The sequence below is a fragment of the Aquamicrobium sp. LC103 genome, from assembly GCF_001014615.2.
Classification (GTDB): Bacteria; Pseudomonadota; Alphaproteobacteria; order Rhizobiales; family Rhizobiaceae; genus LBCQ02.
Map to the genome: position 1 here is coordinate 252,887 of NZ_LBCQ02000002.1, position 12,620 is coordinate 265,506.

Annotated in this window: 10 protein-coding genes; 6 read left to right on the forward strand and 4 right to left on the reverse strand. The window is 64.9% G+C overall.

The features are described from left to right. Positions 1–90: 90 nt before the first annotated feature. The gene (locus tag XW59_RS04625; protein ID WP_047143587.1) at positions 91–1,224 is read left to right on the forward strand and encodes a site-specific DNA-methyltransferase; all 1,134 of its coding nucleotides are present in this window, start codon (positions 91–93) and stop codon (positions 1,222–1,224) included. Between the two features lie 28 nt (positions 1,225–1,252). Here the strand turns inward: XW59_RS04625 and XW59_RS04630 are convergent, their stop codons facing one another. Then, complete coding sequence (locus XW59_RS04630) at positions 1,253–1,864, reverse strand: HAD family phosphatase (protein WP_047143588.1); 612 nt, start codon at positions 1,862–1,864, stop codon at positions 1,253–1,255. Continuing rightward, positions 1,861–2,991, reverse strand: coding sequence for an A/G-specific adenine glycosylase (mutY, locus tag XW59_RS04635; protein ID WP_047143589.1), 1,131 nt, complete (start codon positions 2,989–2,991; stop codon positions 1,861–1,863). The genes XW59_RS04630 and mutY overlap by 4 nt, the downstream gene beginning before the upstream one ends. Before the next feature lie 53 nt (positions 2,992–3,044). On the opposite strand from mutY, the gene XW59_RS04640 reads away from it, so the two are divergent. From XW59_RS04640 to XW59_RS04655, 4 genes are all read left to right on the forward strand, one after another. Further along, entirely contained in the window at positions 3,045–3,539 is a 495-nt protein-coding gene (locus XW59_RS04640) for a DUF721 domain-containing protein (RefSeq protein WP_047143590.1), read from the forward strand. A gap of 142 nt (positions 3,540–3,681) precedes the next feature. After that, the gene (locus XW59_RS04645; protein WP_136067942.1) at positions 3,682–4,365 is read left to right on the forward strand and encodes a DsbA family protein; all 684 of its coding nucleotides are present in this window, start codon (positions 3,682–3,684) and stop codon (positions 4,363–4,365) included. A gap of 57 nt (positions 4,366–4,422) precedes the next feature. Next, entirely contained in the window at positions 4,423–7,881 is a 3,459-nt protein-coding gene (gene smc / locus XW59_RS04650; protein ID WP_047143592.1) for a chromosome segregation protein SMC, read from the forward strand. A 37-nt stretch (positions 7,882–7,918) separates the two neighbouring features. Beyond that, positions 7,919–8,320 carry a hypothetical protein gene (locus XW59_RS04655; protein WP_047143593.1) on the forward strand — a complete coding sequence of 134 codons (402 nt, stop codon included), beginning with the start codon at positions 7,919–7,921 and terminating at the stop codon, positions 8,318–8,320. Here the strand turns inward: XW59_RS04655 and XW59_RS04660 are convergent, their stop codons facing one another. Next, entirely contained in the window at positions 8,321–8,662 is a 342-nt protein-coding gene (locus XW59_RS04660; protein ID WP_047143594.1) for a VOC family protein, read from the reverse strand. Positions 8,663–8,862: 200 nt separating this feature from the next. Between XW59_RS04660 and ppdK the strand changes: the two genes are divergently transcribed. Continuing rightward, a complete protein-coding gene (gene ppdK, locus XW59_RS04665) occupies positions 8,863–11,526 on the forward strand; it encodes a pyruvate, phosphate dikinase (RefSeq protein WP_137326982.1) in 2,664 nt (887 codons plus the stop codon). Positions 11,527–11,651: 125 nt separating this feature from the next. On the opposite strand, the gene XW59_RS04670 is transcribed toward ppdK, so the two are convergent. After that, entirely contained in the window at positions 11,652–12,620 is a 969-nt protein-coding gene (locus tag XW59_RS04670) for a GSU2403 family nucleotidyltransferase fold protein (protein ID WP_246665998.1), read from the reverse strand.

Sequence of the window (12,620 nt, forward strand, 5' to 3'; positions counted from 1 at the left end):
CGGCAAATCACGCGATATGTTTCACCAAATGTTTACGACGATCGGTAACCATAACGTCGAGTAAACAGTAACAGCGTTTCTGGTGTACCCATGTCAGCCGTGCGTCTCCTCGCCGACCTTCCCCATGCCGCCGCCTCTGCCCAGTGGCTCAACACCATCCTGAAAGGCGACTGCGTTGCCGCCTTGAACAGGCTCCCGGAAAATTCCGTCGACGTGGTGTTCGCCGACCCTCCTTATAACCTGCAGCTCGAGGGGAACCTGCATCGGCCCGACCAGTCGCTCGTCGACGCCGTCGACGACGCGTGGGACCAGTTCGACAGCTTCGCCGCCTACGACGCATTCACCCGCGCCTGGCTGCTCGCCGCGCGCCGCGTCCTGAAGCCGAACGGCACGATCTGGGTGATCGGCTCCTATCACAACATTTTTCGCGTCGGCGCGATCATGCAGGACCTCGGCTTCTGGATTTTGAACGACATTGTGTGGCGCAAGACCAATCCGATGCCGAATTTCCGCGGCCGCCGTTTCCAGAACGCGCATGAGACGATGATCTGGGCCTCGCGCGACCAGAAGGCCAAGGGCTACACCTTCAATTATGAATCGATGAAGGCGGCCAATGACGATGTGCAGATGCGCTCCGACTGGCTTTTCCCGATCTGCACCGGCTCAGAACGGTTGAAGGACGAGAACGGCGACAAGGTCCACCCGACGCAGAAGCCCGAAGCGCTGCTGGCGCGCGTGCTGCTTTCGTCGAGCAAGCCGGGCGACGTCGTGCTCGATCCGTTTTTCGGCTCCGGCACGACCGGCGCGGTCGCCAAGCGTCTCGGCCGGCACTTCGTCGGCGTGGAGCGCGAACAGAGCTATATCGATGCCGCGCTCGACCGGATCGCGGATGTGAAGCCGCTAGACGCGGCGGAACTGCTTCTTATGACGAGCAAGAGGTCGGAGCCGCGTGTCGCCTTCGTCAGCCTGCTCGATACCGGCCTGCTCAAGCCCGGCACGACCCTCTATGACGCCAAGCGCCGCTGGTCGGCGAAGGTCCGCGCCGACGGTACGCTGGCCGCCGGGGAGACGTCAGGGTCGATCCATCGCGTCGGCGCCCAGCTGCAGGGGCTGGAAGCCTGCAACGGCTGGGCCTTCTGGCACTATGAACGCAATGGAGGCCTGACGCCGATCGACGAATTGCGCCGCATCGCGCGCGTCGGCATGGAACGCGCCGGCGCCTGAAGCCTTACCCGATCGGCCGGCTCTCCAGTCACGGTCTGATCCCGAAACGCTCGAGGTCCGCCTCGAGCGTTTCCGCGTTCTGGAACAGCACCGAACGCCAGCCCGCTTCCCTGGCTCCGTCGACGTTCTTCGCGCTGTCGTCGATGAAGAGCGTCGCCTCGGGCCGCAGGCCGAACGTCTCGGCATGCAGTTCGTAGATGCGCCGGTCCGGCTTGATGAGCCTGACGTCGCCGGAAACGGTCACGCCGCGCGGGCGCTGGAGAAAGGCGTAGCGCTCGCGAGCCTCGACGAACGTGTCCGACGCGAAATTCGTCAGCATGGTGACGTCGTGGCCGGCATCTATCAACCGCTCCAGGATGACGACCGAACCGTCATAGGCGTGCGGCACCATCTCGTGCCAGTTGCGCCGGAAGGCGCGGATGTTCTCCGCTTCGTCGGGATGGTTCTCGATCAGCAGCGCTTCCGCCTCCTCCCATGAGCGACCCCGGTCCTGCTCGACGTTCCAGTCAGGGGTGCAGACGCTGTCGAGGAACCATCTGCGGCGATCCTCCTCGGGAATGATGCGCCGGAAGGGCAGTTCCGGATCGTAGTGGATCAGCACCCTGCCGATATCGAACACGATGTGGCGGATTTCGCTCATTTGGCCTCCTGTCGCTTTGCGCTGCGCCTGGTCGCGCCGGGTATCGCGGCTTCGAGTGCTTTTTTCATGACGGTCGGCAACGCCTCGCCGTTGATTTCGGCGGAAGGTGACCACCAATGGCCTGCCGGCGCTTCGGCCGCGATCTCGTCGGCGCGAAAGACTTCCAGTTCCAGCGCGAAATGGGTGAAGACATGCGAAATGCGCCCTGCATGCCTCCATTCCGCGGGGAAGGGGGCTCCTTCGATGCCGGTGTGGCCGTCGCGACGCGAGTCCCATTGCGTCGTCGGCACCTCGGCCATGCCGCCAAGCAGTCCGGTTTCGGCGCGCTTGCGCAAAAGCACCGCGCCTTCGCCGTTGATCGCGACGAAGGCCGCGCCGCGCCGCAGCGGCTTTTCGGGCTTCGGCGCCTTCACGGGGTAGAGTTCCGGATCGCCAATGCGTATCGCGCGGCAGGGCTCGCGCACCGGGCAGAGTATGCATTTCGGTCGTTTCGGCGAGCAGATCCTGGCGCCGAGATCCATCATCGCCTGCGCGAAATCACCGGGTCGGTCCGGGGGGAGGATCGCTTCGACGAGCGCCCTGATTTGCGCTTTGGCCTGCGGCAGCGGCGTGGAGACCGCTTCCAGCCGCGTCGCGACGCGCTCGACATTGCCGTCGACGACCGGCGCCGGGCGACCGAAGGCGATGGCGGCGATCGCGGCAGCGGTGTAGGGCCCGATGCCGGGCAGCTTCTCCAGGTCACTGGCCTTCGAGGGAAAGGCGCCGCCGAACTCGAAGGCGATCTTTTCCGCGCATTTTTTCAGGTTGCGTGCCCGCGAATAATAGCCGAGCCCGGCCCATGCTTTCATCACATCGTCGGGGTCGGAGTGGGCCAGCGCGTCGACGGTGGGCCATTTTTCGACGAAGCGGGCGAAATAGGACTTCACCGCCTCCACGGTCGTCTGCTGCAGCATGATTTCCGAAAGCCAGACGCGGTAGGGATCGGGGCGGACGCCGGCCCTCAGCGCCCGTGGCGAAACGCGCCACGGCAGTTCCCGATGATGGGCGTCGTACCAGTCGAGCAATGCAGCGGCGATCGGGTGGCGCTGTAACTTGCGCTGGTTGCTGCTATGCTGTGCCAAATCCATCGACCAAACCGAATCGTATCCCGCGCGGCTCACGGGAATAGGGAAGACCGCTCATGGCAGGAAAATGGAAGGGCGGCAATGCGGTGCCGGTCAGCGACCTGGCGAACGAGATACTCGATCCGGTGCTGAGGAAGCGCGCCGGCATATCGGTCGGGCTGGTGCAGTCCTGGGAGGAGATCGTCGGCGAAAGGCTCGCGGCAAGCTCGCGGCCCGAAAAGATCGCCTGGCCACGCCGGCTGCACGAGGACGACCCGTTCGAGCCCGCGACGCTGGTGATCGCCTGCGAGGGGCTGGCGGCGCTGCACCTCCAGCACGAGACCGGGGAGATCATCTCGCGGGTGAACGGCTTTCTGGGCTTTGGCGCCGTCGGCCGCGTCAAGATCGTCCAGAAACCGGTAGCCGCCGCGCAGCGCAAGAAGCCGCGGATGCGGGCGCTTTCGGATATCGAGAAAACCAAGCTCAAGGGGCTTGTCCAGGAAATAGAGGACGAGGGGCTGCGGCAGTCATTGGAAAGGCTCGGCCAGTCGGTTTTGGGCGAACGGCGCTGATTAGCACTCCAAATCTCGTTTTCGTGAACGCTGTGTTTCCGTCAGGTGATTGGAATGGGGACAGATTTGCCTTAATTCGCCTCCAACACTCGCTTTTTGGCGGCCTGACGCTGCACTATTCAAAAGGAAACAGGTGATTCGCATGATCCGCACTATTACGCGCAGGAATGTTCTTACGTCGCTCGTCGCGCTTCCGGCGATGACTGCGCTTCTGTCGGCATGCAGCGACAGTGGAGCCCAGGACGCCGGCAAGTCGTCGGCCGCCGCGCCCTCGCCCGCGGGCACCGTCGACATGGCGAAGCTGCTCGAGGCGGGCGCCCTGCCGGACCAGGTTCTCGGCGAGGCCGATGCGCCGGTCACAATCGTCGAATATGCCTCGATGACCTGCGGCCATTGCGCCAGCTTCCACAAGAACACGCTGCCGACGATCAAGGAAAAATACATCGATACCGGCAAGGCGCGGCTGATCCTGCGCGAGTTCCCGTTCGATCCGCGCGCCGAGGCCGGCTTCATGCTGGCGCGCTGCGCAGAGGACAAGTATTTCGCCATGACCGACGTGCTTTTCGACCAGCAGCAGAATTGGGCGCCCGTCGAGGATGCGCGCACCGCGCTGCTGCAGATCGCACGGCTGGCCGGTTTTTCACAGGAGTCCTTCGAGGCCTGCTTGACGAACCAGAAGCTTCTGGACGATGTGAGGGCGGTAAGAACCCGGGGAGCCAATGAATTCGGTGTGGACGCCACGCCGACATTCTTCATCAACGGCAATAAATATGCGGGGGCTTTGTCGGTTGACGAGATGTCGGCCATCATCGACAGCATGCTCTGACGCCCTTCGAGCGAAGCGGCGGAGCCTTCGCGCGTCCGGCAGCGCCGGTGACGCGCGATGAGATTCTCGCGGCTCCGCCTGCTCGGTTTCAAATCCTTTGTCGAACCCGGTGAGTTCGTCATCGAGCGCGGACTGACGGGAATCGTCGGTCCGAACGGTTGCGGCAAGTCGAATCTCGTCGAGGCCCTGCGCTGGGTGATGGGCGAGAGCTCCTACAAGAACATGCGCGCGTCCGGCATGGACGACGTCATCTTCTCGGGCTCGGCGACGCGCCCGGCGCGCAACACCGCCGAAGTCACGCTGTTTCTCGACAATAGCGATCGCACCGCGCCCGCCGCCTTCAACGACGCGGACGAGTTGCAGGTTTCGCGCCGCATCGAGCGCGAAGCCGGCTCGGTCTATCGCATCAACGGCAAGGAAGCCCGCGCCAAGGACGTCCAGCTTCTCTTCGCCGACCAGTCCACCGGCGCACGCTCCCCCTCCATGGTCGGACAGGGCCGCATTGGCGAACTCATCCAGGCGAAGCCGCAGGCTCGACGAGCGCTTCTCGAGGAAGCTGCCGGCATTTCCGGGCTCCATTCGCGCCGCCACGAGGCCGAGCTGCGTCTGCGCGCCGCCGAGCAGAACCTCGAACGCCTCGACGACGTGGTCGGCGAGCTGCAGGGCCAGATCGAGAGCCTGAAGCGACAGGCGCGACAGGCCTCGCGCTTCAAGAACCTCTCCGCCGACATTCGCAAGTCCGAGGCGATCCTGCTGCATCTGCGCTGGACACAGGCCAAGGCGCAGGAAGCGGAGGCGAAGTCGGCTCTCGCCACGGCGACGGCGCTTGTCGGCGACCGTGCCGCGCAGCAGATGCAGGCCGCGAAGGACCAGGCGGTCGGCGCTCACCGGCTTCCCGACCTGCGCGAGGCGGAGGCCGCGGCCGCCGCCGTCCTCCAGCGCCTGACGATCGCCAAGGCACAGATCGAGGAAGAGGCGAACCGCATGCGCGCCCGCAATGCGGAGCTCGAAAAGCGGGTCGCGCAGCTTGACGCCGACATTGTGCGCGAAGAGCAGATGGTGCGCGACAATGCGGATGTGCTCGCCCGGCTTGGCGAGGAGGAAGCGCAGCTCGACGCCGAGAATGCGGGGGCCGCCGAGCGCGAGGCGAACACACGCGCAATCTTCGAGGAAGCCACGGCGCGACTGACGGCGAGCGAGGCCGCGCTCGCCAAGATCACCTCGGAGCGCGCCGAGGCGTCCGCCGCACGGAGCCAGATCGAGCGCAGCCTGCGCGAGACGGCGGAGCGCCGCGACCGTTTGCAACGCCAGCTTGCCGAGATCGACCGCGAGAGCGCGGAAATCGCGACACGGATCGGCGGGCTGCCGGACCCGGCCGAAAAACGCATTCTCGTGGAAGAGGCGGAAGAGGCGGTTCGTGCGGCGGAGACCCGGACGCTGGCGGCCGAAAAGGTGGTCGGCGAGGCCCGTTCGCGCGAGAACGCGGCGCGGCCGCCGCTGCAGGAGACGCGCGCGGAACTTGCACGCATTGAAACGGAAGCACGAACGCTTGCGAAGATCCTCAACGCCGCGATCGGCGATCTGTTTCCCGCCGTTCTCGAACAGATCAAGGTCGAGCGTGGCTTCGAGACCGCGCTGGGTGCTGCGCTCGGCGAAGACCTCGACGTGCCGCTCGACCGTGCGGCCCCGGCCCATTGGGGCGAAATCGCCGTCGTCGCCGATGATCCCGCCTTGCCCGATGGCGCGCGGAAGCTCTCGGACGTGGTGCAGGCACCGCATCAGCTCGCACGCAGACTGGCGCAGATCGGCATAGTCGATGCCGCCGACGGTCCGCGCCTTCAGAAGCAGTTGAAGCCCGGCCAGCGGCTCGTCAGCCGCGAAGGCGCGCTGTGGCGCTGGGACGGCTATACGGCGAGCGCGGATGCGCCGACGGCCGCCGCTCAGCGGCTCGCCCAAAAGAACCGCCTTGGCGAGCTCGAAGCCGAGGCGACGGGTGCCACGAAGGCGGTGCGGCTCGCCGAAGAGGCGCTGGCCGTTGCCGAAACGGCGGTGAAGCAGACCGCGGACGCCGAACGTGTCGCGCGCGAGGAATGGCGCACCGCCCAAAGACAGGTAAGCGAGGCGCGCGATGCGCTCGCCAAGGCAGAAAAGGCATCGGGCGAGCTCGCGAGCCGCCGGGCGGTTCTCGATGAATCGCGCGGCCGCGTCTCGGAGATGCTCGACGAGACCTCGTCCGCCTTCGAGGAAGCGGAAGCGGCGCTCGCGGCGGCTCCCGATATCGGCGAATTGCAGCGAGGCGTCGAGCGGCTTGCCGCCGAGGTGTCGCAGGACCGCACCAAACTCGCCGATGCGCGCGCCTCGCATGAGGGGCTGAAGCGCGAGGCGGACGCGCGTACGCGCAGGCTTGCCGCGATCGAGAACGAGCGCAGATCGTGGACGCAACGCGCCCAGAACGCCGACACGCAGATCGCCTCGTTGCGCGAGCGCCGGCAGGAAACCGCCACCGAACTGGCGACGCTCGAAGAGGCGCCCGACGAGATCGACCAGCGCAGGCGCGCGCTGCTCTCGCAGCTTTCCGAAGCCGAGACCTTGCGAAAGGCCGCGGCCGACAGGCTGCAGGAGGCGGAGACGCTGCAGGCAGGATTCGACAAGTCGGCGACCGGTGCGATCCAGGCGCTGGCCGAGGCGCGTGAAAGCCGCGTCCGCGCCGAGGAGCGTTTGACGGCAGCCGACGACCGCCGCAAGGAAACGGAAGCGCGCATCCAGGAAGCGCTGAACGTGCCGCCGCATCTCGTCATTCGCCATACCGGGCTGGAGGCCGACGCCTCGATGCCCGACATGAGCGACGTCGAAAGTCGGCTCGAACGGCTCAAGATCGAGCGCGAGCGGCTCGGCGCCGTGAATTTGCGTGCCGAGGAAGAACAGGCGGAGCTGACCGAGCGCCTTGAAACCATCGTCAGCGAACGTGAGGATATCATCGAGGCGATCCGCAAGCTGCGCCAGGCGATCCAGAATCTCAACAGGGAGGGACGCGAAAGGCTGCTTGCGGCGTTCGATGTGGTGAATGTGCAATTCCAGCGCCTGTTCACGCATCTTTTTGGCGGCGGTACCGCCGAATTGCAGCTGATCGAGTCGGAGGATCCGCTCGAAGCCGGCCTCGAAATCCTCGCGCGCCCGCCGGGCAAGAAGCCGCAGACGATGACGCTGCTTTCGGGCGGCGAGCAGGCGTTGACGGCCATGGCGCTCATCTTCGCCGTGTTCCTGACCAATCCGGCGCCGATCTGCGTTCTCGACGAGGTGGATGCGCCTTTGGATGATCACAATGTCGAGCGCTTCTGCAATCTCATGGACGAGATGGCGACAAGCACGGAGACGCGTTTCGTCATCATCACGCACAATCCGATCACCATGGCGCGCATGAACCGCCTCTTCGGCGTGACGATGGCGGAACAAGGAGTGAGCCAGCTCGTTTCCGTCGATCTGCAGACCGCCGAGCAGCTTCGCGAGGCGAGCTGACGATCGAGGCGAACTGCTTCGCGTGAAAGGATTAGCCATGGCCGAGAACGATGTCGGGCAACTCGCATCCGAGCTTCATTCGGCGCTCACCGAATTCCATCGCGCGCTGATCCGCGCAGAGGCGGGCGACGATCCGGATTTGCAAAATCCTTATACGCTGCTGTTCGCGGTCATAAACGATCCGCGCTTCTCGTGGCTCGGGCCGCTTTCGCAGCTTATCGTGCGCATGGACGAAGTGAAGGCGGAAGGCGGGCTTTCGACCGTGGAAAGTCTGGTGCCCTTCGGCGAGGCGGCGGCGCAATTCCTCGGCGAAGGCGCCGACGGGCATGCGGAATTCAGGCTGCGTTACCTGATCGCGGTGCAGCGTGATCCGCAGGTCGGGCTCGCGGCGGGCGCCCTGCGGAGAGCCGTTTCGAAGCTTCCTTCGGCGAAGCGCTGACTATTCGCTCCAGACCGCCAGCTCGTTGCCGGCCGGGTCGCGGAAGTGGAATCTGCGGCCTCCGGGAAAGGAGAAGATCGGCTTGACGATCTCGCCGCCGGCATCGGTCACGGCCGCGAGCGAGCGTTCAATATCCTCCGAATAGAGAACGGGGAGAGGCTTCGTCTCCCGATTGGCCGAAGCGTCGAAGCCGCCGTCGAGCCCTTCCGCATAGGCTGCGTAGCTCGGTCCGTAATCGGTGAAGGTCCAGCCAAAAGCAGCGCTGTAGAAGGATTTGACGGTGTCGAGGGTGCCGCCGCCAGCCTGCATCTCGAGGTAATCGAGCTTTCCATCCTGTTTCATGGTTCGGTCTCCTCGTTCTCATTATGTTCTAAATCACGCGAAACGCACGCGCAAGAAGAAACCGTGTTCGGCCTTAATCGATTCAGATGGTCGGAGGTGGTTGCCTGTGCTTGCCTTTGACACGATCGGGTCGTATCGCTCGAATTGTTGCTGCGTCGCACACATTGGCGCGCAAGGGCTTTGAACCGAGGGAAAGCAGCATGGCGAAGTGGGTCTACGGCTTTGGCGACGGCAAGGCCGAGGGGCGGGCAGGCGACAGGAACCTGCTCGGCGGCAAGGGCGCGAACCTGGCGGAGATGTGCAGCCTCGGGCTGCCGGTACCGCCGGGATTCACCATCACCACCGAGGCCTGCAACTGGTACTACGCCAACGGCAATACCTATCCCGCCGACCTTACGGAACAGGTGCTGGCGGCACTCGAGGAGATCGGCAAGATCGCCGGCAAGCGGTTTGGCGACCCGGCGAATCTGTTGCTGGTGTCGGTACGATCGGGGGCCCGCGCCTCCATGCCGGGCATGATGGACACGGTGCTCAATCTCGGCCTCAACGATGGGACGGTCGAGGCGCTGGCGCGTGAATCCGGCGACGAACGTTTCGCCTATGACAGCTACCGCCGCTTTATCCAGATGTATTCGAACGTCGTGCTGGACCTCGACCATGAAATGTTCGAGGAAATCCTGGAGGACGAGAAGGCCAGTCGCGGCGTCGAACTGGATACCGAGCTTTCGGCCAAGGACTGGCAGCACGTCATCGGGCTTTACAAGGCCAAGGTGGAGGAGGAGCTGGGCAAGCCCTTTCCGCAGGATCCCCAGGAACAGCTCTGGGGCGCGATCGGCGCGGTGTTTTCGAGCTGGATGAACCATCGCGCGATCACCTATCGCCGGCTGCACGATATCCCGGAAAGCTGGGGCACGGCGGTGAACGTGCAGGCGATGGTGTTCGGCAATATGGGCGACACCTCGGCCACGGGCGTCGCCTTCACCCGCAATCCCTCGACCGGTGAGAACAAGCTCTATGGCGAGTTCCTGGTGAACGCGCAGGGCGAAGATGTCGTTGCCGGCATCCGCACGCCGCAGAACATCACCGAGGCTGCGCGCCTCGATGCCGGTTCCGACAAGCCGTCGCTGGAAAAGGTGATGCCCGAGGCGTTCAAGGCCTTCGTCGAGATTTCCGACAAGCTCGAGAAGCACTATCGCGACATGCAGGATCTCGAATTCACCATCGAGCGCGGCAAGTTGTGGATGCTGCAGACGCGCTCCGGCAAGCGCACGGCGAAGGCCGCGCTGCGCATCGCCGTCGAGATGGCGGGCGAGGGGCTGATCACCCAGGAGGAGGCGGTGTCGCGCATCGACCCGGCCTCGCTCGACCAGCTCCTGCATCCGACGATCGACCCGAAGGCGGAGCGCAAGGTAATCGGCCTCGGCCTGCCGGCCTCGCCGGGCGCGGCGACGGGCGAGATCGTATTTTCCTCCGACGACGCGGAGGAGTTGAAGACGCAGGGCCGCAAGGTCATTCTGGTGCGCGTCGAGACCAGTCCCGAGGACATCCACGGCATGCACGCGGCCGAAGGCATTCTTACCACGCGCGGCGGCATGACCAGCCACGCGGCGGTGGTGGCGCGCGGCATGGGCAAGCCCTGCGTTTCGGGGGCGGGAACGCTGCGGGTGGACTACCGGGCCGGTCATCTGCTCGCCATGGGCAGGACTTTCAAGAAGGGCGACGTCGTCACCATCGACGGGTCGACCGGCCAGGTGCTCGACGGCGCGGTGCCGATGCTGCAGCCGGAACTGTCGGGTGATTTCGCCTCGATCATGGAATGGGCCGACCGTATCCGCCGCATGAAGGTGCGCACCAATGCGGAAACGCCGGCCGACGCGCGCATGGCGCGCTCTTTCGGCGCGGAGGGCATCGGCCTCTGCCGCACCGAGCACATGTTCTTCGACGACGACCGCATCGTCGCGATGCGCGAGATGATCCTTTCCGACACGGAGAAGGATCGCCGCGCCGCGCTCGCCAAGCTCCTGCCGATGCAGCGCTCCGACTTTGCCGAGCTCTTCGAGATCATGGCCGGCCTGCCGGTGACGATCCGCCTGCTCGACCCGCCGCTGCACGAATTCCTGCCGAAGACCGAGGAGGAGATCGCCGAGGTCGCCAAGGCGATGAACGTGTCGGCCGACAAGCTGAGGCAGCGCACCGAGAGCCTGCACGAATTCAATCCGATGCTCGGTCATCGCGGCTGCCGGCTTGCCGTCTCCTATCCGGAGATCGCCGAGATGCAGGCGCGCGCCATCTTCGAGGCGGCCGTGGAAGCTGGCAAGAAGACCGGCAGCCCGGTGGTGCCGGAAGTGATGGTGCCCCTCGTCGGCGTTGCCAAGGAGCTCGATTTCGTCAAGGCGCGCATAGACGAGGTGGCCAGGAACGTGATCGAGGAGAGCGGCACGAAGATCGACTATCTCGTCGGCACGATGATCGAGCTTCCGCGCGCGGCGATCCGCGCCCATGTGATCGCGGAAGCCGCCGAGTTCTTCTCCTTCGGCACCAACGACCTGACCCAGACCACGTTCGGCATCTCCCGCGACGACGCCTCTTCGTTTCTCGAGGCCTATCGGCAGAAGGGCATCATCGAGCAGGACCCGTTCGTTTCACTCGACATCGAAGGCGTGGGCGAGCTGGTGCGCATTGCCGCGAAGAAGGGACGGCACACCCGCCCTGAGATCAAGCTCGGCATCTGCGGCGAGCATGGCGGCGATCCGGCCTCGATCCGCTTTTGCGAGGAGGTGGGGCTCGACTACGTCTCCTGCTCGCCCTTCCGCGTGCCGATCGCCCGGCTCGCCGCCGCCCAGGCGGCGGTGAAGAAAGGCTAGCCGGTCTTTCGTCGGTTTCCCGCGGCCGTTGCGGGTGCTTCGGTGAAGTTATGCCCATCTTGCAAATTGGGCATAACGGCAGGACTAACCCGGCCGGGGGGGACCGGCTCCCTCGTTCGCCGGGATCAGAGCTGGTCCAGAAGCTTCGCGATCCCGGGCCGCTGCTTCATCGACGCGGCGACGGCCTCGCGCCACTTGGCACCATTGTCACGTGCCGCTTCATAGGCCAGCGCGAGCTCGCCCGGCCTGTCTTGCAAGAGGATTTCAATCAATGCTTCCGCCTGTGCGAGATCCTTGGCTACCTTTGCAAGCCCGCTTCCCGATCGGCGTTGAGCCACGATGAGCTTGTGGATGGCATATCGCTCGGGTCTCGGTATCTGGACGAGCACGCCGCTCCGGTAGAGCGCGACCGCAGGAATGGGGTCGGCGATAAGGAAATTCAGAAAAGGCAGCGTCTGTGCATAGACGCTCAGCGGTTCCAGCTTGACGATATCGCGCTTGCTTTGCATGCGAGGCGCGAGAAACTCGACCATCGTCCCACCGCCTTTCATGGTCCAGCGGGTCGGCCGTCCCTTGGGGTCGAGGCCTGGAGCGGGTTGAAGGGACAATTCCCCGAAGGTCTCGGCCAGCGACGGGTCGACCTGATCGTGTATCGCCAGCTTCAAATTCTCGAATGCGGCCACGTCGACGTCTTCGGTCACGGCCACAAAGCCTGGGAACTTGCAGCCCAACTCCGCGCCGTAGAGCCGGAAAGCGTGGGTGCCGATCAGGGTTCCGCCGAGGCGGAAGACACCGACGCGGGCCATGGCGTTGAGAATGCTGCCGGTCTGGCGATCAAGGGTAGGCATTCCGGCGGCTCGAAGCTGCGCGACGAGAACGGCGCAGCGGCGTTCGAAATCTTTTTCTTCTTCGAGGTCGTCCCGCATCTTCTCGATCCGGTTGCGCAGCTCGTCGCTGTCCGGTCCGATGTAACGCTCGACTTTCTCCGCGCCAACGCGCCGCCGACTGTACCAATAGGTCTTGCCGGAGATTTTCTTGGTGAATGGCTTGCCGCGCAGGTCCGACACTGCACGATTCCCATGGGCTTCGAGCAA

Bases quoted from the DNA above. Each gene is read 5' to 3' on its own strand.
- XW59_RS04625 (WP_047143587.1), top strand. From the start codon at position 91: ATGTCAGCCGTGCGTCTCCTCGCCGACCTTCCCCATGCCGCCGCCTCT.
- XW59_RS04630 (WP_047143588.1), bottom strand. From the start codon at position 1,864: ATGAGCGAAATCCGCCACATCGTGTTCGATATCGGCAGGGTGCTGATC.
- mutY (WP_047143589.1), bottom strand. From the start codon at position 2,991: ATGGATTTGGCACAGCATAGCAGCAACCAGCGCAAGTTACAGCGCCAC.
- XW59_RS04640 (WP_047143590.1), top strand. From the start codon at position 3,045: ATGGCAGGAAAATGGAAGGGCGGCAATGCGGTGCCGGTCAGCGACCTG.
- XW59_RS04645 (WP_136067942.1), top strand. From the start codon at position 3,682: ATGATCCGCACTATTACGCGCAGGAATGTTCTTACGTCGCTCGTCGCG.
- smc (WP_047143592.1), top strand. From the start codon at position 4,423: ATGAGATTCTCGCGGCTCCGCCTGCTCGGTTTCAAATCCTTTGTCGAA.
- XW59_RS04655 (WP_047143593.1), top strand. From the start codon at position 7,919: ATGGCCGAGAACGATGTCGGGCAACTCGCATCCGAGCTTCATTCGGCG.
- XW59_RS04660 (WP_047143594.1), bottom strand. From the start codon at position 8,662: ATGAAACAGGATGGAAAGCTCGATTACCTCGAGATGCAGGCTGGCGGC.
- ppdK (WP_137326982.1), top strand. From the start codon at position 8,863: ATGGCGAAGTGGGTCTACGGCTTTGGCGACGGCAAGGCCGAGGGGCGG.